The following is a 20,919-nucleotide window of genomic DNA, read 5'->3' on the forward strand; positions in this document are numbered from 1 at the left end:
TTCATTAGGTTGATTATGTTTTTTGTACAACCCGTAGCAGCAAAGCTTATACCACTCTCAAGTGAATTAGGTAACCTGTGAAGCAGCTGTTCCTGCTGAACCCTTAGCCGAAAGCATAATAGTGCAACATGCACAAAACACACTCTTGATCGCTGATCTTAACTTGATAAGCATGCATTGTTTTGGGACATATTCACGGCTATTGCCCTATTTTACGACAATAGTGATGAAAAAAGAGAGGTAACCACCTTGTGCTGATAACAGATTTGCACAAGGATTTTTAACACTTTAAACGGCATAAGTAACGCCGCAGGCGTCGGACAAGCACTGAAACGCAGCACTTTTCGGGCGGCTGCGTTCAGTTAATTAACGCGGTGTTGTATTGTTTTTTCCACTGTCACGAATCTGCTCAGCCAGCTTTGTAGCAAAATAATGTCTTACCCTGAGCACCAGACAAACGCCAAACCGCAGAGCTTTGCAGACATTGCGCTGCAATACAGTGATCTGATTCCGGGGCTCAAGGGTAAGTAATAAACGGCGTCGGCTTTCTGACATTGTCGGCCTCCATCTGTCATCTCAGACAGGGATACACGGGATACCATCCATGGCCAGTTTTCCTGAGCTTTTCAGAACGGTGTTCCCAAGGTGGCTTCCCCAGAGCACCACTGATACCACCTGTTGCGGTTATGCCGACTTGCGATTCTGTTCGGCATACAGTGCATCAAAGTTGACCGGCGCCATCATCAGCGGCGGGAAACCGCCCTTCACCATCAACTGATCGATGGTTTCACGAATGTAAGGGAACATGACAGCAGGACAGGCCGAACCCAGCGCCTCCGCTTGTTGCGGTGAGGGAAAACCGGAAATCATAAACATCGCGGCCTGATCGACTTCTGCCACAAATGCCAACTGATCCTGATTTTTAGCCGTGACAGAAACCGACAGCACCACCTCGTAAAGCCCCTCTTCGATCTGCTCAAAGGTAGTATTCACGTCCATCGATACTGTTGGCTTCCACTCTGAGCGAAACACGCTGGCGGAGTTGGGTGATTCAAAGGATGAGTTTTTGACATAGATCTTCTGCAGGGCAAAGAAGGGTGAGTCTGCACCCTGATGCTGTTGATGGTTATCTGACATAGGAAACTCCATTGAGAGTAAAGAGGGGTAGCAAAAGGTTGAGTAACAAATGCGCGGCGAGGAAAACTTCCGGCCAACTGCGACCGGAAGTGTGTCCTATCCGAGCCTCTGTAACTACGCGTTGACAGGGACTGGCAGATCCAGCCAGTCAAACAGCGCCGGAATATCAGGCTGGAAGTCGTGAATCACCGGATACCAGGGGGTTGGCGCTTCGATATCATGCATTACGCCACAGGTCGGGCAGTAGTACTCACGGTAGACCTGCCAGTTGGTGTCAGGCGCCATCAGTTTGGGGTAAACCTCCTGCATCTTCTCCTCATCATCACGCACATACACCAACGCATTGAGTTTCCAGTTAGTGCGGTAGTCGCCAAAGTCATGGCCACAGGAGCACTTGGTCACCAAGGTTTTATCGGCGGTGGTTTCGGCCAGATAGAGGTGCGGGCCAAACGCCATGATGATCTTATCGTCCCAGGACACCTGGTCCTGCAGTACCGACATATAGTTGGCATAACGCTCTTTGTCCTTAGGCATGGACAGCATCATGTGCAGCGTATCCCAGTCAAGGCTGCCTTTTACCAGATCGGACACTTGTTTTTTTGTAAAATTTGACATAATTGGTCTCTCTTTATTGTTTTTAGATTCGAGTTTTTAGAGTTGAGTTAATAGCTTTAGTAAGGTGATCAGGAGAGGTGCCGGGCACCCCTCCGTCAACCTTTTACTGCTCAGTCATGATTACCGGATGCACATCAGGCAGTTCGCTCAGGTCCATGTGGTGCTTGGCACCAAACATAGGAATACCCAGCTCCTCCTCTTTCAGCTCCCAGCTTGACGGCAGATCCCAGAATGTTTTGAACTCATTGAGGAATCGCTCTGACAGATAGAAGCTGGAGGCAAACATCTGCTGCACCTGCACCGAAGCATCCTTATCGATAATCCGCTGACGCTCAGATTCCATCCACTGACGGGTAGGCTTACCCCGGGCGATCCGCGCTTGACGAATCGCGCCACGCTGGGCAACTGTTTTCTGCCCATCAACCGTCCAGGTGCCATCCTTATCCTGCGAAATCACTACGCCGTAGACTTTTTCGGCAAACTCCGGCAAGACGAAGTTCTGGTTCAGGTCGTTTTCGACATCGGCAATAGCACGGTCCAGTGGATCACCAAATCCCGGACCGCCGCGCAGATAGTTGAGATAGAGATCGCCATTTTCAAAGATCGCTTCGGTGGTAATGCACTGTTTATCCCGCTTAACCAGCGCATCAGGCCCCAGGTGCTTTTCAAGTTCGCACAGGCTCGGATCACGGTCTTTACCCAGCGGCAGTGATTTACCCTCTTTGATGCGCTCCAGCAGGCCAGTATTGTGCGCTTCGAAACGGTAACCGGTTGCCGCCGGGTAGCCACCCATCAATCCCCAGTCGCTGTTCATATAGCCATTGCCCATGAAGAACATGGTCCAGTCGGCAGATCCCCAGACCATCCGCAGGGTTTCAAAGCCCAGACCACCGCGATACTTACCGTAACCACCGGTATTGGTCTTGATGGTGCGGCCCATATAGAGCAGCGGTTCCGCCAGCTCCCAAATCTCGATATCACCCATATCGCCTTCAGGGTTCCAGATAGCGGCGGCATGGTTAAGACCATCTTTAACCGCACAGGCACCGGTACCACAGGCAGCAGTTTCAAAGCTGTTGACCGCATGGATCTCGCCGTCCTGGTTGATACCGCCGCCCTGTAACCAGTTACAGGGGTTTGAGTTACCGGCATTTACCTCTTCCAGATAACCGCGGCCAAAGTAGGTGCGGCTGATACCTCTCCAGAGGGAACTCCATGAGGACACCAGGAAGTGCCAGGCATCCGCATGGGCGGTACGCCGGTCATCCGGGTTGGTCCAGGTGCCTTTTGGCAGGCGGAACTCGGTAGCATAACGGGCACCATCGTTGATCCGCTCGGTGGGCACCAGAGACTGGGTCATCATCACCCAGATACCACTGGTGAAGGCGACCGGGTTAGCGTTATAGGTGTGCCAGCCCCAACGACTGCAGCCCTCAAAATCGAGCCGCCAGGTGGCGTCCGGTTTAACGGTAATCTCACAGGGGGCGTGCATAATGGTGTCAATTTTGGCAAACGGTGATGGCACCGCCACATCCTCATGGGCATACGGCACATCGACGAACGCCACGGTTTTGATCTTACCGGGAATAGTCATCGCTTTGATCCGGCTCACCAGACCCCGGCGACCATCCTCAATCACCTCGGTGGCGAACTTTTCGTAGGCTTCCATGCCCTCTTCACGCACCGTCTCTTCCACCAGGTCACGAATCATGTGACAACCGGCAATCCGGGTTTTCTCATCCAGAATCCAGTATTTCGGCGTGCGCACGTTGCGCTGACTCTCATGCAGCCAGTCACGCAGCGGTGTATCATTGATGCCGGTTTTACGGCAGGTGATCTGCACCCCGTCACCGAAACGCTGAATCTGGCCATTGGACATGGAACCCGGGCCCACCGCCCCCACATCAATAACGTGAGTAACACCGCCGACCCAGCCGATCAGGCTGCCTTCATGGAAGATCGGTACGATCGTAGCGATATCGCAGGGGTGTACGTTACCGATCTGACAGTCGTTATTGGTAAACATATCGCCGGGGTTGATACCGGGGTTAGATTCCCAGTTGTTCTGAATCATATATTTAATGGCCGCCCCCATGGTGCCCACATGAATAATGATCCCGGTTGAGGTGGCAATACAGTCACCGGCGACGTTATAGAGGGTGAAACACAGCTCGCCCTCCTGCTCAACAATGGGTGAGGCGGCAATTTTCTTGGCAACCTCACGGGAGTTCACCAGACCGGCACGCAGTTTAGAGAAGATCCGCTCATAGCCGATCGGATCAGACTCTTTAAACTCCAGCGTCTCCAGTCCGTTGTAATGGCCGCTTGCTTTGGTTCTTTCCAGGATAAGATTGCGGTGGTCATTGAGTGTCAACCCGCTAGGTAACAAACTGGCTGGTCGGGTACCTGCCCCATTTATTTTTTCTTGAATAGTCATCTGTTTTCCTCAATTTCTTGTATTTATTATCGGATTACTTGGATTCAATCAGGTGGAATAGACGGTTCACATCCAGGAAGGTCTCGAAGCCGGGTGGTACCACGTAGGTTGTGGCATCAGACTCAATCACCGCAGGCCCTTTGACCTGATTACCCGGTTGCAACAGCTCCATCTTGAAGATCTCCGCCTCAACCCACTGTTTCTCGTAATAGAACGGACGGGTGCCCTGGCGGGACTCTTCGGAAGGGGTTGGGCCAACCTCTGGCTCTTCCGGTATGTTCGGCTTCTTAGTGACCACCGAACCCCGCATAATGGCGCCGGTGATGCCATATCCCAGCTCAGGAGAGCGAGCCGCATCGGCATACACACGGGCATAGGTATCGTTAAACGACTGCACCAAAGCATCCCAGTCATCCGCACCCGACAGGGCTGTCAGCGGCGAGTCGATCTCCAGATCGTTCAGCTGACCGAGATACTGCATGGAATATCCGGGTGTCAGCGTCACCTCCTCATCCTTGAAACCATTAATGCGGAACTCTTCCAGCACTTTGTTGCGCAGCTCATCCCAGGCCGCCTGCAAAGTAGTGGTCGCCGCAGCGATGTCGTCCTGGCTGGACTCTTCGGTGATACCGATATCAACACTCTTGTCATAGCGGTATTCGAAGTCAGCCGTGGCACAACCAAAGGCGGAGAAGCCCGCAGCCCATGCAGGTACGATGGTTTCCTTAAAGCCCAGCCCTTTGGTGTAACCGTAAGCATGCACAGGGCCGCCGCCACCGTAGGAGAAACAAACAAAGTCGGTCGGGCTGTAACCCTTACCGGTAATCATCGCCCGCAGATGCTGACGCAGCGACAGATCCAGCAGCTCGATAACACCCGCGGCTGCATCCTCAACGGACAGTCCCAGTGGATCAGCGATCTGACGTTTGATTTCACGCCGGGCACGCTCAACATCCAGCTCGAGAATCCCGCCGAGGAAGTTTTCCGGGTTGAGATAACCGAGAATAATATGGCAGTCGGTGACGGACACCGTATCCACGCCGCCTTCTGGCCAGCAGGTGCCAACGCGATAACCGGCGCTGTCTGGCCCCAGCTTGATCGCATTGGCATGGGGATCGATACGCACGAAACTACCCGCACCGGCACCGATGGTATCCATCGCCACCAGCGGCAGAGACAACACCAGGCGTGCCATATCGCCATCCTTATGGATGGCAAAGTTGTTTTTGGTGATCAGCGCCATGTCAAAACTGGTACCGCCGATATCGGAACAGGCGATGTTTTCATAACCCAGCTTTTCGCCCAGATATTTAGCCCCGATAACGCCACCGATCGGACCGGACACCAGCGAGCGGGCCAGCTCCTTCGCTTTCCAGCTGATGGTGCCGCCATGGCTGGCCATCACCCGCAGGTCAAACTGACCGCCCACCGCTTTCATACTGTCACTGATAGTGCCCAGCGTTGCCCGTGATGGCTCCGCCGCATAGGCTTCAAGAATCGTAGTGTTGGTGCGGTGGCTCTCTTTGCGTACCGGGTAGTAATCCACCGATGCGAATACCGGAATATCCACACCCATTTCGCGGGCGACCTCTTTACAGACATCACGCACCGCTTTTTCATGGTCTTCGTAGAGGTAGGAACTCAGCAGACTGATAACGATCGCCTTGCAACCCTGTTCAATCAGCTCACGGGCCGCTTCACGGGCTTCGTGCAGACGCACTGCGATCACCACATTACCTTTGGAATCCACCCGCTCGGTCACCCCGCGGGTATCTTTGATATCCACCAGCGGCTCATCATAACGGTGAGTATTCAGGTGGATGCGGTCTTCAAAGGCATAGCCCAGATAGCTCTGAATCGCCCGTCCCATCCGATGAAAATCTTCAAAGCCTTTACTGACGATCAGACCGGTGCGCAGCCCTTTACGGCCCACCACCCGGTTAAGCATTGCAGTACCGGAGAAGACACAGGTGACCATCTCCGGAAACACATCCTCAACCTTACGGTCCCAGTGCGCCAGAGCATCGGTGCTGGATTCAAGTACGGCCTGTGATTCATTGATATTACTTTGCGCTTTGCCGACGACAAACTCCCCGTCGGCCCGTACAAAAAATGTATCGGTCATAGTGCCGCCGGCATCTATCCCAAGAACTTCTACTGGATTAGTTAGTTGATTCAAGATCGTGTCCTCATTTTATTTTTATTGTTGCCGCTTACCCGGTAAGATTCGCCGCGGTAAGGATCTGCAATCAGCTCAACCACCGGCCAAACTGATTCGAGTGAATAATTGCATCGGCTGTGCCAATAGATTATTTTTCAACAAAAACAATTATTTAAAATAAAAAAGAGGAAAAGACAGCAAGGTAGCAGAAGAGAATGGTTCGATAATCGGACGGTCATCGACCGTTAATCAAACGCTTTCTTCAAGCGGTGGAATAAAACCTATTTCGGCATCAGCTCAGCGCGTCAACAAACCAATACCCGTACAAAAAATAGACAATTGAAAAACGTCGGCAGGAGGTTCAGAATGAACCGACGTATCCATAACTATAAAAATAACAGTATGAATGCCACGAATATGAAATCCACCCTGCGGGGTTCTGCAGCGGTCGAACATCCCAGAAAGATCGCCAAAGCACGGGAAGCCCTGCTTAGTAAAGGCTCGCTGTCTGATGATTCGGTGCGTCCATTGATCCAGGCCTCCTGGCAACGTTGTGTGTCTGAAGCAGTAAATCCCCTGGTTGCCAATAAGGCGATCGAGCTGGATGAGCAGCAACTGGAATCGGTCAGGGAGAGTTATCGGGAACTCATATCCGCCTCAGAACCGATCCTGCGGGATGCCAAAGACCTGCTGGCAGAATCCGGTACGATTATGCATCTGGTCGCGCCGACCGGGATGATTTTATGCTCCCATGGCGACGACCATACCCGTGATCTGGCGAATGATTTCAGCCTGGTGCCCGGCGCCAACTGGAATGAAAGTGTGGCCGGAACCAATGCTATCGGCACCGCACTCAATGTCGGTTCCGCCGTTCAGGTGCACGCCTATGAACACTTCTGTGAAAACATCAACAACTGGACCTGCTCTGCCGCGGTGATTCGTGACCCATTCGAAAACAAAATTCTCGGGGCCGTGAATATCTCTGGTCTGAAAAACACCCTGCATGACTACTGTCTGGCGCTGGCGGTTTCCGGCGCCCGGCGCATCGAGGGACAACTGGCACAGCTACAGATGGCCAAACGTGACCTGCTGTTAGGTGTCACCCTGGAGCGCTTCAGCAGCGCTGGCAACGATGGCTTACTGTTACTGGATCTGAATGGCCGCCTGGTGCGCACCAATCATCAGGCCGACCGGGTAATGGCTGCACGGGGCCTTAAAATAGACCTGCATGCCGTCAACCCGATTCTCACCCTCAACGAACAGGGGCGCTTTGCCGAGCGCTCCGAGCCGATCCTGAACCAGCTTGAGCCTCACTGGGTTGAGCCACTCATCCATCAGGGTGAACAGATCGGCTTTATCGCGGCAATCCCATTTCCCACGCCTAAGCGCACAACGACTGCACGTGCATCAGGTGAAGAGCAATTAACCACCCGGGAGAGTGACAACGGTTTCTCCAGGCTGGTGGGTCGCAATCCGCTATTCATTAAATCGATTCAACAGGCGGCACGATTAGCTAAAGCGCCGATTCCGGTATTGCTACAGGGTGAAACCGGCGTGGGTAAAGAGCTGTTTGCCAGTGCGATGCATGAGATGAGCCCTGCCAGCAGCAAAGAGTTTATCGCCCTCAACTGCGGTAGTTTATCCCGCGACCTGCTCGCCGGAGAGCTGTTTGGCTACGTCGATGGGGCCTTTACCGGCGCTCGTCGGGGCGGAATGATCGGTAAAATTGAAGCGGCCAGTGGCGGCACCCTGTTCCTCGACGAAATTGGCGAGATGCCGCTGGATCTGCAACCGATGTTTCTGCGGGTGCTGCAGGAATCAGAGATCTGTCGAATCGGCGAAACCCAGCCAAGAAAGGTTAATTTCCGCCTGATAGCCGCCACCAACCGGGATCTGGCGCAGGAGGTTGCCGAAGGACGTTTCAGGATGGATCTTTACTACCGCATCTCATCGATGACCCTGACGATTCCACCGTTAAGAGAGCGTAGCGATGATGTTGTCTTACTGGCAGAGCATATTCTTACCGGTCTGGCAGCGCAACATGGCGGAATCAAAAAACAGCTAAGCCAGGAACTCCGCGTCCTGCTCGAAAAGCACCGCTGGCCCGGCAACATCCGCGAACTGAGCAACCTGATCACCGCGGCCTATTTTCTTACCGACGGTGATCAGCTTAGCCCCGATGACCTTCCGGCGAATATGCTGGATCATGCAACAACAGCAACCGAAAGCGCCATCGCCGATAGCGAGGCTCATAACCCACTGGACCAGGCGGAAAAAGAGGTCATCTGCCGGGTGATTCAGGAACAGGGGGGCAACCTCACCCGCGCCGCCCGACAACTGAATATCGCCAAAAGCACCCTGTATATCAAACTCAGTAAGTATGGGATTGACCGATCAGCCACTTCTTAACAGCTACAGGGGATGCCCCTGTAGTGACTCAGAACCAGACTTTTTCCAGTTAAAATATTCCACTGTAAACGACTTTTTCAGATTGCCAGCCTAATCAGCTCAGGATCATAGTCCGGAGTCTGTCCAGTAGTTCCTGCCGTTGCTTTATCAATCACCTTTGGTGATCTTCTTCTATTCAAACTTTAAAAAGTCCAACCTGCCCATGCATACCTTCAGAAAGCGTATGCAGTTTACGGGATCGCTCCAGCCGGGTGTCAGCATTGTCAAACATCTGATCGGCAATCATTTTAATTCGACTGGTATTTTCAGCAATCCCGCTGTTTACCATACTCTGTTCCTCGGTTGCGGTTGCAATCTGAGAAGACATATCACTGATGTTGTTCACAGAATCGGTTATCAGAACTAACTGTTCATAAGCCTGATTGGCCTCTTCTACGGAGTTTTGCGCCATCGTTTCACTGCTGGCCATAATAGATACCGCCTGTTGCATCGTTGACTGCAGTGTCGCTGTCATATTGCGTATATCAGCGGTAGATACGGTAGTTTTTTGTGAAAGGCTTCGAACCTCATCGGCCACTACCGCAAACCCACGACCATTTTCGCCTGCCCGGGCAGCTTCAATCGCAGCATTTAACGCTAACAGGTTGGTTTGCTCTGCTATTCCCTGAATCGTACCCAAAATCGAGTTTATCTGCTGTGAGTGTTCACTCAGCTTAAGGATAACCTGTGATGCCATACTCACCTCTCCCGCAAGATCACCAATCGAATCCCGGGCTTTCATCACCACCGCCTGACCCTGCTGACTAAAACGGGCACTTTCACTGGCAGCATGGGAAGTGTGTTCAGCATTCGCGGCAATATCCTGCGTCGCTGCCGACATCTCCTCTACCGAGGTCGCTACCAGCGTAATCTGATCCAGCTGTAATTTGACCTCATCCATAGAGTTATGGGCACTCTCTGCAGCAGCATCAGCACTGGTTTTCAAGTCACCGGACAGGCCGACAATCTGTTGTATAATCGATTGTAGCTTTTCAATAAACTGATTGAATGACCGGGATAGCTCACCAACCTCATCATTCGACTCTATCGGTAACCGGGTGGTCAGATCCCCCTCTCCTTCAGCGATGCTTTTCAAAACGGCAGCCACACGATCGATCGGCCGGGTAATCAGTGTTGAAAAGAGCGCTCCAATGGAGATAAACAGTGTAATAAGAACCGCGGCAATGATCAGCGATAACCAGGCAATCTGGTTAGCCGTCTGATAAACCTCACTGGTGGGTACCAACGCCACGAAACGCCATCCCAGTGCAGATGATTTGACCACTTTCGCAAGATAGTTTTCTCCGTTTCGCTCAACCTCCAACAAGCCAGAGTCTACCGAAGCCAGCTGTTTAAACAGTTGAGTATTCAGCTCACTGATTTTCTTAAAATTATGTTCAGGAAAGAGCGGGTCAACTAAAACCGTGCCGTTATCCTCAACCACCAGTATGTGTCCGTGTTCACCAATTTTTATCTGCTTTACAATCTCGGTCAGCTGTTTCACGGAGACATCCATCGACTGCACGCCTATAACCTTGCCAGAACCATCATTAATCGTTTTAGCGGTGCCGACAAAGGTTGCATCATCACCGGCCCAGTAATAGGCCCCTGTCCGTACCACCTTACCGGGATTTGCCAGTGCCTTCTTATACCACGGGCGAGTGCGTGGGTCGTAAGCATCTTTCATGACAACATCAGGCCACTGAATATAGCCACCATCGGCACGACCAGAATACACATAAGCCAGCCCCGGGTGAGTTTGACCAAACTGCTCGTAAATGCGGTACAGCTCCGCTTCCGGTCCCCCCGCACTCAGGTGCGATTTGAAGCTGCCAGGACCATTCACAAAGCTGGATAAGTTAAAACTGTTATCTTTAACCAATGGAAGACCTGCCAGGAAAGTCACATTATCGGCAATTGCTTTAAAAAAGAGGTTAAACGCATTATCGATCTGAGTGATCTCTTTACGGCTGCTGGTTTCAAAATTTTCCAGCGCAGTAATTCGGGCTTCATATATTGAAAATGATGAGATGATAATAATTGGCACAATGACCGAAACGGTAATGAAGGCCAGCAATTTAGTACGAATTTTCATAGTACGGCTCGAGGAATCGTTATTGTTGCGTCAGAAACATCATCCGTAACCGCTAAGGATCGATTCAGACTGATGCCGGTCATATAACAGAGATAATTATTGCAGAAGCCGCCATATTATACTTCCCTATGATTGCCAGATTGGGTAACAAAACCGACGTTAATGCAGGGGTATAATATCCACCTGTAAAGACAGAGCCTGAAAACGAAAGTGGCGAGTTTTCCGAAATCAGGCCCGGAGATGACTAATTGTCGTCAATACTTCAGGTTCTCTCTAGAACCAAACGACAAAATTATAGAACTATCATATAGAACTATCAGGTAGCTATCACTCTACCGTCACTGATTTTGCCAGATTGCGTGGCTGATCCACATCGGTGCCCTTCAGACAGGCGACATAATAGGCCAACAGCTGCAGCGGGATAGAGTAGATGATCGGTGCCATTACGGTGGGCACATCCGGCAAGGTGATCAGTTCGAGATCATTACCCGGTTTTATCTGGGCTTTGGAATCGGCGAACAGAAATAGTTTTCCACCTCGTGCCCGGACCTCTTCCAGGTTAGCCTGAAGCTTTTCTAACAGAGAGTTATTGGGTGCTATTGCGACTACCGGCATATCCTCGTCCACCAGCGCCAGCGGGCCATGTTTCAGCTCTCCGGCCGGGTAAGCTTCTGCATGTATATAAGAGATCTCTTTCAACTTGAGCGCGCCCTCAACGGCAACAGGATAGATGGTGCCGCGCCCCAGAAACAATGCATGATGTTTATCGACAAAGTGTTCGGCCATTTTCTGAACCTGTGGGTCCAGTGCCAACACCTGATCTGCCAGACCGGAAAGCTGCTCCAGTTGGGCAACGATCTCCTGTTCGCCGTCAAAACCGTAGCGACGCGCCAGCACCAGGGTGGTTAGCATCAGCACCACTAACTGACTGGTAAAGGCTTTGGTTGACGCTACACCGATCTCGGGACCGGCATTGGTCATAATTGCCAGGTTAGATTCCCTGACTAAAGAGCTTCCCGCAACATTGCAGATCGACAGAAAGCCGAGATAATCCTGTTCTTTTGCTTCCCGCAGCGCAGACAGAGTATCGGCGGTTTCACCGGACTGAGAGATGGTGATAAACAGCGTGCCGGGCATACAAACCGTTTTGCGATAACGGAACTCGCTGGCCACTTCGACCATACAGGGGATGCCAACCAGTTTTTCGATCCAGTAACGGGCGACAACACCGGCGTTATAGCTGGTGCCACAGGCAACAATCTGCACCATTTTTACCTGGTCAAACAACTCTGACGCACCGCTGCCAAACACTTGCTCCAGTACATGACCCTGATGGATCCGCCCTTCAAGCACCCGGGTGATCACATCCGGCTGTTCATAGATCTCTTTAAGCATATAGTGACGATAGGTGCCTTTATCTGCGGCATCGTGACCATGTTCAAACAAATGAGATTCGCGCGTGACTGGTTGCCCGGAGATATCCTCTACCTTTACTTCTGAAAGGGTAATGGCGGCAATGTCCCCCTCCTCCAGATAGATGAACTTGTCAGTTACCTGCAGCAATGCCAACGGGTCGGAAGCGATAAAGTTTTCCTCTACACCAACACCGATTACCAGCGGACTACCCATTCGGGTAGCTAAAAGCAGATCCGGTTGTTGCTGATCGATTACCGCCAGTGCATAGGCGCCATCGAGCCGTTTTAAGCTCTCTTTCAGCGCCGCTTCCAGGCTTTTACCGCTGATCACTTCCCGGTGAATCAGGTGAGTGACCACCTCGGTATCGGTATCGGATAAAAACGTATAGCCGTCGGCAATCAGTTCCGCTTTCAACGCTGTGTAGTTTTCAATGATGCCATTGTGAACCACGGCAATACGATCAGCAGATAAATGAGGGTGAGCATTACGCTGTTCAGGCTTACCGTGGGTTGCCCAGCGGGTATGGGCAATTCCCAGATGACCCGGAAGCGGAGAGGTACTTAATGCACCGTCTAATTGTGCCACTTTACCCACCCGTTTCAGGTGCTCAAGCTGCCCCGTCTGACTGTTTAAAACTGCCATTCCAGCTGAATCATATCCCCTATACTCCAGTCGTTTCAGTCCTTCCAACAGAATCGCTGAAATATTCCGCTCTGCGATAGCTCCTACTATTCCACACATAATTCCGTTTCCTTATGATTTTTTTACCGGACGCTGCCAGTTATTCAGGTTGGTCTGCTTTGCCCGGGTGATCGCTAGTTGATCCGACTGTACTTCCTTGGTGATAGTGGAACCTGCGCCAACCGTCGCGCCTGCGCCAATTTTAACCGGCGCCACCAGAGCGGTATTCGAGCCGATAAAAGCGCCGTCGCCAATCTCAGTGGTCGACTTATTAACCCCGTCGTAGTTACAGGTAATGGTGCCAGCGCCAACGTTAACGTTCACACCAATCTCGGCATCACCGATATAGCTAAGATGATTTACCTTACTACCCTCGCCGATATTCGCTTTCTTCGTCTCGACAAAGTTACCGACTTTAGCATTGTTCGCCAGACGACTGCCGGGACGCAGCCGGGCAAACGGACCGATATCACAGTTATCAGCAACCACCGCTTCATCCAGCATAGAGTTCGCTTTAATATGAGAACCAGAACCGATTACCGAATCTTTAATAATACAGTTCGCTTCAATGGTGACGTTATCGCCGATCTCTACCCGGCCTTCCAGGATCACATTGATATCAATTGCTACATCATGGCCCACGCTGACCTCTCCACGGACATCGATCCGCGCCGGATCTGCCAGGGACACCCCTTCCAGCATCAACGCTTCAGCTGCGCTCCGCTGATACCAGCGCTCCAGTTCAGCCTGCTGCAGGCGGTTGTTAACCCCCTGTACTTCCTGCTCGGTCGCGGGCTGAATCGCCTGAACCCGCACACCCTGCTCTGCTGCCATGGCGATAATATCGGTGAGATAGTATTCACCCTGAACATTATTCGAGGAGAGCTGGGGTATCCACTCGCGTAACAACGCGGTGGGCAGCGCCAAAATACCGGTGTTAACTTCAGTGATTGCGCGTTGCACCTCACTGGCATCCTTATGCTCGACAATCGCCACAACATCGCCGGCATCGCTGCGTACAATCCGTCCATAGCCGGTTGGGTCTGCCAGATTCACCGTTAATAAGCCAAACTGTCCACGCTGAGCAATTTTTACCAACTCCGCCATGGTATCAGGCCGGGTAAGCGGAACATCGCCATATAACACCAGCACAACCCCATTGTCAGAGATGTTTGGCATTGCCTGAGCCACCGCATGACCGGTGCCCAGCTGTTCAGCCTGCAGGGCAAACTGTACAGGCTGTCCTGACAGGGCAGTTTCGACAGCGCCTGCTCCATGTCCAATAACAATATGGATTCGGGCATTTTCCAATGAGATGGCGTTGTCAATAACATGTTGCAGCATCGACTTGCCACCAATACTGTGCAGCACTTTAGGTAGTGATGATTTCATTCGGCTACCCTGACCAGCGGCCAGAATAACAATATCAAGGCTATTCAAAACAGAAGTCTTCCTGGTTAATTACAGCATTGGCCGATCCGGCGACCCGCTGTTGTTGACACAAACAATAATTTAACCGAACTTTAATCTAACTGGTCTTAGATGCAATATTAAATGTCAGAGAAAAATTGACAATTATGAATGATGAACTGTTTGAACTACTGGGTTTGGCTAAACGCGAAATCACCCTTTACCGTGCACTGCTCTCTCTCGGCCCCAGCGCTATCCGCACCATTGCGGAAAAAGCAGGCATCAACCGGGGGACAACTTACGACTGCCTGAAAGAGATGCAGCAGAAAGGTATCGTCACCTATCTGCCTAAGGGCAAGCGCCGCTTGTTCTCTGCCCGCGAGCCTGAAGTGTTGCTGCAGCTGGCAGAGGAGAAGCGAACCTCGCTTAACTCCGCGATTGATCAACTGAAAAACCGCGTGGTACCGGAGTTGCACCACCTGATGCCCGACTTTAATACGGCCAATGTCAGCTACTACGAAGGCGACAGCGGTATCGAACAGGTTCTCAGGGATATACTGAATACAGTAGAGTCACAGAATCCTAAGAGCTACTCTGTCTTTTCGTCAAAACCGATTCGACAACACCTTTACCGCCCGTTTCCTAACTTTACCGCCCAGCGAATTTTGAAGGGTATTGAAGTAAAAGTAATCGCTATCGGTGACGGCGGTGAAGATGCGGAACTCAGCGCCCGTAAGTGGATTAAAACCGAAGGCCGGGTCGATGCCGCCTATATCGCCGTTTATCCTCCCAAGTGCGCCATTATCTCCCTGGCATCAGCTAACTACCCAACGGCCGTGGTGATTGAGTCGAAAGAGGTGGCAGCCGCCCAGAAGATTATTTTTGATACGTTATGGGGGCTGCTGTAATAAATAATTCAGTTTTGCTTGCTGTTTACGTTTGTATACTGGTATAAACAATTCAATTTAGGATGGACCCTAATTGATGCAAATGGAGCTTTGCAATGAAATCTATCCCTATCAGTGTTCGACTCTCCCCCGCTGAAGCCGCGTTTCTGGCTGACTTTACTGCACCTGATGCGGTCACTCCCAGTGAAAAACTTCGCTTCATCATCAATAAAGTACGTAAAGAAGAGCACGCGCCGCATTCGCTATCAGACTCTAAACAGAGAGTATCGGGATATCTCGCTCCCGCGATAGAGGTGATCGAGCAAACTGAATCCCGATGTCATCAACACTCCACTCTATTGGCTACCCAGCACTACTGGCTGGAAAGATCCCTGTCATCACTGCTATTCCATTCGGGCAAAATTAAACAATCCGACGAGTCCATTCACCTCTATGAACGGGAATGTCTCGAACTTCTGGTGAATACCACCGGGCAACTACTGCGTCTGCTGAGGCCCCCACTAATCAGCAGCCACGACCCTGAAATGTTAGAAAAAGTGCGTCAAAAACTAGATGAAATAATGAAAGTCCAAGGAGTGAACTATGAATGAGTCAATTACCAGCCGGGTTGGCCGCATAATCAGTGGAAGTCTGAACGCACTGGTTAACTCTATAGAAGATTCAGCCCCTGAAATCATTCTTGAAGAAGCGCTAAGAGAGGTGGATAGCGCTATCGATCAGGTCAGGGTTGAACTGGGGCAGATAGCCGCGAGAAAACACCTTGCCAGCACCCGATTAATGGAAACAAGTAGTCTGCATGAAGAGCTGAGCAGCAAAATACAGGTCGCTCTCGCCGAAGGCAGAGAAGACCTCGCAGAAGCAGGGATAGCCCATCAGCTGGATATCGAAGCTCAGATTCCGGTGCTTGAAAAATCCATCGCTGAAGCCGGCGAGAAAGAGCAAGAGCTTGATGGCTACATTCAGGCACTTACGGCTAAAAAGCGCGAAATGAAGGAGGAACTGCAAAGACTCCTTACATTAAAAAATGTATCGGCTATCCCGGACCATCAGAGCGCAGCGAACACCGGTTCCGATATTGCGGCGAAAGTGGCTAAAGCCGAGTCCGCATTTGAGCGGATTATTGAAAAACAGACCGCTTATTCCAATCTAAACAAAAGCAGCGCTGACAATGCCGCGAAGCTGGCAGAACTGGACGAACTTAACCGCAACAACCGCATAAAAGAACGCCTGGCGTTACTGAAATCAAACAGCGAAGACAGCGGTAATGTTTGAGTTTCTCACCCTGAGTGGCAACTTCCCCTTCACTCTCTCGCTGACAGTGATGGTGATTCTGGCCCTGCTTGAAGGGGCCGGCCTGGTTGTGGGACTGGCATTTTCCTCCATACTGGAAGCCCTGTTGCCAGACCTGAGTGTCGATGTAGGTGCAGCGGATATTCCTGATAGCGGCATCATCAGCCGGATACTCGGTTGGTTTTATGTCGGCCAGGTGCCCTTTCTGGTTTTACTCATTATTGTACTGACCTATTTCGGCCTTGCCGGACTGTTGGTGCAAAGTATGTTTCGCACACTGACAGGCCAGCTGCTTTACAGCTGGCTGGCGATTGTTCCGGCAACCCTACTGACACTCCCTCTGACACGGGTTTCGGCCAAAGGGATTGCCAGAATATTGCCGCAAGATGAATCCGAAGCGGTATCCAGTGATAGCTTTATCGGCAGAGTGGCCCTGATCACTACCGGAACAGCACGGGTAGGCAGCCCGGCTCAGGCAAAGGTCAAAGACCAGCATGGACAGACCCACTACCTGATGGTAGAGCCGGATAAAAACCAACCGGATCAGCCACAGGGATCACAGGTGCTTATCATTAAGCAGCAACAAAATACCTTTATCGTGATTCCAAATACTAACCCAAACCTCGTTAATCAATAAAAGGAATTATTAGCACTATGTACTTCGACCTCACGGATCTTGGCACTGTCGCTGCCATTATTGTTATTGGCCTTATAGCCATCGGCTTAATTATGGCGCGGCTCTATCGACGGGCCTCAAAAGAGACCTCGTTCGTCCGCACCGGTTTTGGTGGACAGAAAGTGATTGTGAATGGCGGCGCAATTGTTTTGCCGGTGCTCCATGAAATCATTCCGGTCAATATGAATACCCTCAGACTCGAGGTGAAACGGGCTAATGATCAGGCGCTGATCACCCGGGACCGGATGCGGGTCGATGTGCTGGCAGAGTTTTATGTGCGGGTTCAGCCCACCGTAGAGTCCATTGCCAATGCCGCCCAGACGCTGGGTATGCGCACCATGGAACCCGAAGCCCTGAAAGAGTTGGTAGAAGGTAAATTTGTTGATGCCCTGCGTGCTGTGGCTGCCGAGATGGCGATGTATGAACTGCACGAACAACGGGTCGATTTTGTTCAGAAAGTACAGCAGGTGGTTTCTGAAGACCTGTTGAAAAACGGTCTCGAACTTGAATCCGTTTCCCTCACCGGTCTCGACCAGACGGGTAAACAGTATTTCAATCCCGATAACGCCTTTGATGCCGAGGGTCTGACCAAACTGACCGAGGCGATTGAAGAGCGTCGCAAACGCCGTAATGAGATCGAGCAGGAGACCGAGGTTAGCATTGCAACCAAAAACCTTGAAGCCGAAAAACAGCGTTTAGAGATCACCCGCGATCAGGAATATGCCCGACTGCAACAATCCAGAGAGGTCGAAATTCGTAAAGCGACCATCGAAGCAGAGATTATGCGTGAGCAGGCTGAAAACAAACGATCAGCTGAACAGGCGCAAATCGTTGCAGAGCAGCAAACCGAGCAGTCGCGAATCAGCTCCGAGCAGGCGGTTGAAGAGGGCCGTATTACGATGGCGCGGCTGTTGAAAGAAAAAGATATAGAGAAAAGTAAAGCGATTGAAAGTGCTGAGATTGATAAACGCAGAACCTTAGAGCTATCTGAACAGGATAAATCGATCGCCATCGCACAAAAATCCCGAGAGCAATCCGTTGCTGAAGCCGAAGCAAGCCGGGCCCGTTCAGAGGCGGTAAAAGCCGATGAGCAGGTTATCACTGTCCGGGAGACTGAGATCGCTGAACGTGATAAACAGATAGAGCTGGTTGAAGCGGCAAAAGAAGCAGAACGCAATGCTATCAGTATCAAAGTGGGTGCTCAGGCAGAGAAGGATGCTGCAGAGGACCATGCAGAAGCGGTGCGTATTCAGGCCCATGCCGATGCTGACAAGCAGCTGATCAATGCTGAAGCGCAGAATAAATCTGAAAAACTTGCCGCCGAGGCCGCCGAGATTCGCAACCGGGTCGATGCCGAAGGCAAACGCGCCCTCAATGAAGCCGAGAATCTGCTTGCAGCTGAGCAGATCGCTCGTCAGATCAAGCTGGCGATTATTGAGCGTCTTCCGGATATTATTCGTGAAAGCGTTAAACCGATGGAGCAGATCGATGGTATTAAAATCTATCAGATTGATGGCTTAAACGGTGCTGGCTCAGGCTCAAGCGCATCCGAGGGAGGTGAATCCCAACCGTCCAGCCTGGCAGATCAAATGGTTAGCAGTGTCCTGCGCTATAAAGCACAGGCCCCGCTTGTTGACGGCCTGCTTGAGGAGATCGGGCTGAAAGGCGACTCTTTAAATGGTTTAACGTCTGGCCTCGCTGACAAAAGAGCCGACTAAATCGTAGAGTAGCGTCATTTTTCAAGCCATAAAAAAACCACCTTCGCAGGTGGTTTTTTATGGCTGTACAGCTAAGACATACAATTACTGAGCCCGATATGGCCCATTGAGCAATCCCTGACCCGGATTGTTAATGGCGATATTATTGGCCGCCCGGGCGACTGTCGGGGTTTGGTCTATCATCGTGCCGACAACCTGATCCACCACCGCCTGAACCAGCATACCAACCAGGCCGCCACCATTGTCCCCTGAACCCTGTGCGTAAGAAACCTTAGAGTCCCATAGAGTGGTACCTGTTTTCGCGTCCACAAGCTTCATATCCGCCTTAACCTCCGTAGTTGAAGATAAGACCTGATACTTCTGCCCCCAGTCTTCAATCACGATATAGAGAATAGCATCCGGCCTAAGATGCTCGGCAAACTTATCCAGTGGTACATCATACATATCCGCCGGTGACTGTAGCCCATTTTCCTGCAGAAACTGATTAATCACCGCCACCGGAAAGACATAATAACCTTTTTCTGCCAGAGGTCTCGACAGCGTCGACAAGTAGATATTCGATGCATTGATCTCAACGGAGTTATTCATCGGTGGAATCACCAGAATAGAACGGGGCTTACTGGCCTGCAATGCGGAATAATCATAGCTTCCCTGGGTGGCACAACCGCTGCTGAGCAACGCCAACAACATCAAAGACCCACACACGATTGAACGTATCATCACTGATTTCCTCCCTGTTGCTGGTTCTTCAATAGTGTTTCAACCATGGTGGTTGCTTCAGGATACAGCGCCTTCTCTTTCAACAACGCTTCCTGCGCCAGTCCGGCTTTACCTTCCGCGGCGTACATCATCCCCAGATGGGCGAACAACCCTGGAGGAACCTGTTTACCCAGTGCATCTGCCTTCTGAATATCCTGCTCCAGTTTTGAGATCTGCAACGCTGCAGGTGCATTACCGGGCTCGACATACATTTCGTAAATCATCGCTTCGTAGGAGCCCCAATAATAGAGACTGGTATCCTGGGTGGCACAACCGCCCAGCAAAACACTGGAGGCTATTAATAATGCGGCTATTCGTTTCACTCAAACATTCCTTATTGTTCGATCTTCCAGACACCGTTCTGCATATCGGTGACCAGATTATTCACCGCTTCCATAATGGCAAAATTCAATACCTTGCCATTCAGGGTTGCGTCATAGCCTGCAGCGCCGCCAAAACCAACGATTTCACGATTTGACAGTTCATACTCCCCTGCTCCCTGAGTCGAATAAACAATTTGCGAGGAGACTACATCAACGATATTCAGCGAAACTTTGGCGTAGGCGGTCTGTGTTTTCCCCTTACCTAAAATACCAAACAGTTGCTTATCACCGGTGACTTTGCGGCCAAACTCAGTAACATCCCCGGTGACCACATAGCGGGCGCCCCGAATCTGCTGCTTCACGCCACTCAAACCAGCCTCTTGCTTTAGATCAGCCATACTCTGGCGGTCGACTACATTAAAGCGATTCGTTTGTTGCAGATGTGTTTTAAGAATGGTTTGTGCCTGATTGCCGAGACGATTGTTATCAGCTGAAAACATACCCTGCAGATAATTAGAACGATTATCAAAATTACCCACAACCATTGTGGTACGTGGGCCCTGGTAATTTGACCGATACGTTTCGACTTTCTGTGGTTCAATCTCGCGGTGGTTCTCAGTCGCGCAACCCGACACAAAAACAACAGCGCAGAACACAACAGTCGCTTTTGCAACCAGTCTTTTATCTATTAAGGCCATAACATAAATCCTTTTTCTAAAGTCATAGATTAAACGCAGCATATTACTCTTTAGCGTCTATTCAGACAGCTTATGTCCAACTGCATTTAATTGCCCTCTTGAGAGGCAAAAAAAAACAGCCCGGAGGCTGTTTTTTATCGAGTAGCA

Annotated in this window: 17 protein-coding genes; 6 read left to right on the forward strand and 11 right to left on the reverse strand. The window is 51.1% G+C overall.

Annotation, left to right across the window (positions count from 1 at the left end; translation table 11 throughout):
* Window positions 1-366 precede the first annotated feature (366 nt).
* From Q0499_RS14115 to Q0499_RS14135, 5 genes are all read right to left on the reverse strand, one after another.
* Complete coding sequence (locus Q0499_RS14115; RefSeq protein ID WP_299200382.1) at window positions 367-555, reverse strand: hypothetical protein; 189 nt, start codon at window positions 553-555, stop codon at window positions 367-369.
* A gap of 129 nt (window positions 556-684) precedes the next feature.
* Window positions 685-1,137 (reverse strand): protein-export chaperone SecB, encoded by a 453-nt coding sequence (gene secB / locus Q0499_RS14120; protein ID WP_299200383.1) that lies wholly within the window; start codon window positions 1,135-1,137, stop codon window positions 685-687.
* A 114-nt stretch (window positions 1,138-1,251) separates the two neighbouring features.
* Complete coding sequence (locus tag Q0499_RS14125; RefSeq protein WP_299200384.1) at window positions 1,252-1,752, reverse strand: acetone carboxylase subunit gamma; 501 nt, start codon at window positions 1,750-1,752, stop codon at window positions 1,252-1,254.
* A gap of 103 nt (window positions 1,753-1,855) precedes the next feature.
* On the reverse strand, window positions 1,856-4,189 hold the full coding sequence (locus Q0499_RS14130; protein WP_299200385.1) for a hydantoinase B/oxoprolinase family protein: 2,334 nt from the start codon (window positions 4,187-4,189) through the stop codon (window positions 1,856-1,858).
* 34 nt (window positions 4,190-4,223) lie between these two features.
* Entirely contained in the window at window positions 4,224-6,368 is a 2,145-nt protein-coding gene (locus tag Q0499_RS14135; protein ID WP_299200386.1) for a hydantoinase/oxoprolinase family protein, read from the reverse strand.
* A gap of 348 nt (window positions 6,369-6,716) precedes the next feature.
* Between Q0499_RS14135 and Q0499_RS14140 the strand changes: the two genes are divergently transcribed.
* Window positions 6,717-8,759: a sigma-54-dependent Fis family transcriptional regulator gene (locus Q0499_RS14140; RefSeq protein WP_299200387.1), complete on the forward strand. Its 2,043-nt coding sequence runs from the start codon at window positions 6,717-6,719 to the stop codon at window positions 8,757-8,759.
* 175 nt (window positions 8,760-8,934) lie between these two features.
* Here Q0499_RS14140 and Q0499_RS14145 read toward each other — a convergent pair whose 3' ends face one another.
* The 3 genes from Q0499_RS14145 to glmU form a co-directional block, all read right to left on the reverse strand.
* Entirely contained in the window at window positions 8,935-10,893 is a 1,959-nt protein-coding gene (locus tag Q0499_RS14145; RefSeq protein ID WP_299200388.1) for a methyl-accepting chemotaxis protein, read from the reverse strand.
* A 327-nt stretch (window positions 10,894-11,220) separates the two neighbouring features.
* Window positions 11,221-13,050 carry a glutamine--fructose-6-phosphate transaminase (isomerizing) gene (glmS, locus tag Q0499_RS14150; protein ID WP_299200389.1) on the reverse strand — a complete coding sequence of 610 codons (1,830 nt, stop codon included), beginning with the start codon at window positions 13,048-13,050 and terminating at the stop codon, window positions 11,221-11,223.
* A gap of 12 nt (window positions 13,051-13,062) precedes the next feature.
* A complete protein-coding gene (glmU, locus tag Q0499_RS14155; RefSeq protein ID WP_299200390.1) occupies window positions 13,063-14,430 on the reverse strand; it encodes a bifunctional UDP-N-acetylglucosamine diphosphorylase/glucosamine-1-phosphate N-acetyltransferase GlmU in 1,368 nt (455 codons plus the stop codon).
* A gap of 137 nt (window positions 14,431-14,567) precedes the next feature.
* Here glmU and Q0499_RS14160 point away from each other — a divergent pair, with 137 nt between their 5' ends.
* The 5 genes from Q0499_RS14160 to Q0499_RS14180 all read left to right on the forward strand — a co-directional run bounded on the left by Q0499_RS14160 (window position 14,568) and on the right by Q0499_RS14180 (window position 18,992).
* Window positions 14,568-15,308 (forward strand): helix-turn-helix domain-containing protein, encoded by a 741-nt coding sequence (locus tag Q0499_RS14160; protein ID WP_299200391.1) that lies wholly within the window; start codon window positions 14,568-14,570, stop codon window positions 15,306-15,308.
* Window positions 15,309-15,403: 95 nt separating this feature from the next.
* Window positions 15,404-15,898 (forward strand): hypothetical protein, encoded by a 495-nt coding sequence (locus Q0499_RS14165; RefSeq protein ID WP_299200392.1) that lies wholly within the window; start codon window positions 15,404-15,406, stop codon window positions 15,896-15,898.
* On the forward strand, window positions 15,891-16,580 hold the full coding sequence (locus Q0499_RS14170) for a PspA/IM30 family protein (protein WP_299200394.1): 690 nt from the start codon (window positions 15,891-15,893) through the stop codon (window positions 16,578-16,580). The genes Q0499_RS14165 and Q0499_RS14170 overlap by 8 nt, the downstream gene beginning before the upstream one ends.
* A complete protein-coding gene (locus Q0499_RS14175) occupies window positions 16,573-17,235 on the forward strand; it encodes a YqiJ family protein (RefSeq protein ID WP_299200395.1) in 663 nt (220 codons plus the stop codon). The genes Q0499_RS14170 and Q0499_RS14175 overlap by 8 nt, the downstream gene beginning before the upstream one ends.
* Before the next feature lie 17 nt (window positions 17,236-17,252).
* Entirely contained in the window at window positions 17,253-18,992 is a 1,740-nt protein-coding gene (locus Q0499_RS14180) for a flotillin domain-containing protein (RefSeq protein ID WP_299200396.1), read from the forward strand.
* Between the two features lie 84 nt (window positions 18,993-19,076).
* Here the strand turns inward: Q0499_RS14180 and Q0499_RS14185 are convergent, their stop codons facing one another.
* Genes Q0499_RS14185 through Q0499_RS14195 form a run of 3 tightly spaced genes read right to left on the reverse strand, consistent with a single transcriptional unit; the run spans window position 19,077 to window position 20,772 of the window.
* Window positions 19,077-19,712 carry a GNA1162 family protein gene (locus Q0499_RS14185; protein WP_299200397.1) on the reverse strand — a complete coding sequence of 212 codons (636 nt, stop codon included), beginning with the start codon at window positions 19,710-19,712 and terminating at the stop codon, window positions 19,077-19,079.
* The gene (locus Q0499_RS14190; RefSeq protein ID WP_299200398.1) at window positions 19,712-20,074 is read right to left on the reverse strand and encodes a DUF4810 domain-containing protein; all 363 of its coding nucleotides are present in this window, start codon (window positions 20,072-20,074) and stop codon (window positions 19,712-19,714) included. Before Q0499_RS14190 ends, Q0499_RS14185 begins: the two co-directional genes overlap by 1 nt.
* 11 nt (window positions 20,075-20,085) lie before the next feature.
* On the reverse strand, window positions 20,086-20,772 hold the full coding sequence (locus Q0499_RS14195; RefSeq protein ID WP_299200399.1) for a CsgG/HfaB family protein: 687 nt from the start codon (window positions 20,770-20,772) through the stop codon (window positions 20,086-20,088).
* Window positions 20,773-20,919: the final 147 nt, after the last annotated feature.

The sequence above is a fragment of the uncultured Amphritea sp. genome, assembly GCF_937127095.1.
Classification (GTDB): domain Bacteria; phylum Pseudomonadota; class Gammaproteobacteria; order Pseudomonadales; family Balneatricaceae; genus Amphritea.

Bases quoted from the DNA above. Each gene is read 5' to 3' on its own strand.
- Q0499_RS14115 (WP_299200382.1), bottom strand. From the start codon at position 555: ATGTCAGAAAGCCGACGCCGTTTATTACTTACCCTTGAGCCCCGGAAT.
- secB (WP_299200383.1), bottom strand. From the start codon at position 1,137: ATGTCAGATAACCATCAACAGCATCAGGGTGCAGACTCACCCTTCTTT.
- Q0499_RS14125 (WP_299200384.1), bottom strand. From the start codon at position 1,752: ATGTCAAATTTTACAAAAAAACAAGTGTCCGATCTGGTAAAAGGCAGC.
- Q0499_RS14165 (WP_299200392.1), top strand. From the start codon at position 15,404: ATGAAATCTATCCCTATCAGTGTTCGACTCTCCCCCGCTGAAGCCGCG.
- Q0499_RS14160 (WP_299200391.1), top strand. From the start codon at position 14,568: ATGAATGATGAACTGTTTGAACTACTGGGTTTGGCTAAACGCGAAATC.
- Q0499_RS14180 (WP_299200396.1), top strand. From the start codon at position 17,253: ATGTACTTCGACCTCACGGATCTTGGCACTGTCGCTGCCATTATTGTT.
- Q0499_RS14175 (WP_299200395.1), top strand. From the start codon at position 16,573: ATGTTTGAGTTTCTCACCCTGAGTGGCAACTTCCCCTTCACTCTCTCG.
- glmS (WP_299200389.1), bottom strand. From the start codon at position 13,050: ATGTGTGGAATAGTAGGAGCTATCGCAGAGCGGAATATTTCAGCGATT.
- Q0499_RS14140 (WP_299200387.1), top strand. From the start codon at position 6,717: ATGAACCGACGTATCCATAACTATAAAAATAACAGTATGAATGCCACG.
- Q0499_RS14130 (WP_299200385.1), bottom strand. From the start codon at position 4,189: ATGACTATTCAAGAAAAAATAAATGGGGCAGGTACCCGACCAGCCAGT.
- Q0499_RS14170 (WP_299200394.1), top strand. From the start codon at position 15,891: ATGAATGAGTCAATTACCAGCCGGGTTGGCCGCATAATCAGTGGAAGT.
- Q0499_RS14195 (WP_299200399.1), bottom strand. From the start codon at position 20,772: ATGGCCTTAATAGATAAAAGACTGGTTGCAAAAGCGACTGTTGTGTTC.
- Q0499_RS14185 (WP_299200397.1), bottom strand. From the start codon at position 19,712: ATGATACGTTCAATCGTGTGTGGGTCTTTGATGTTGTTGGCGTTGCTC.
- Q0499_RS14145 (WP_299200388.1), bottom strand. From the start codon at position 10,893: ATGAAAATTCGTACTAAATTGCTGGCCTTCATTACCGTTTCGGTCATT.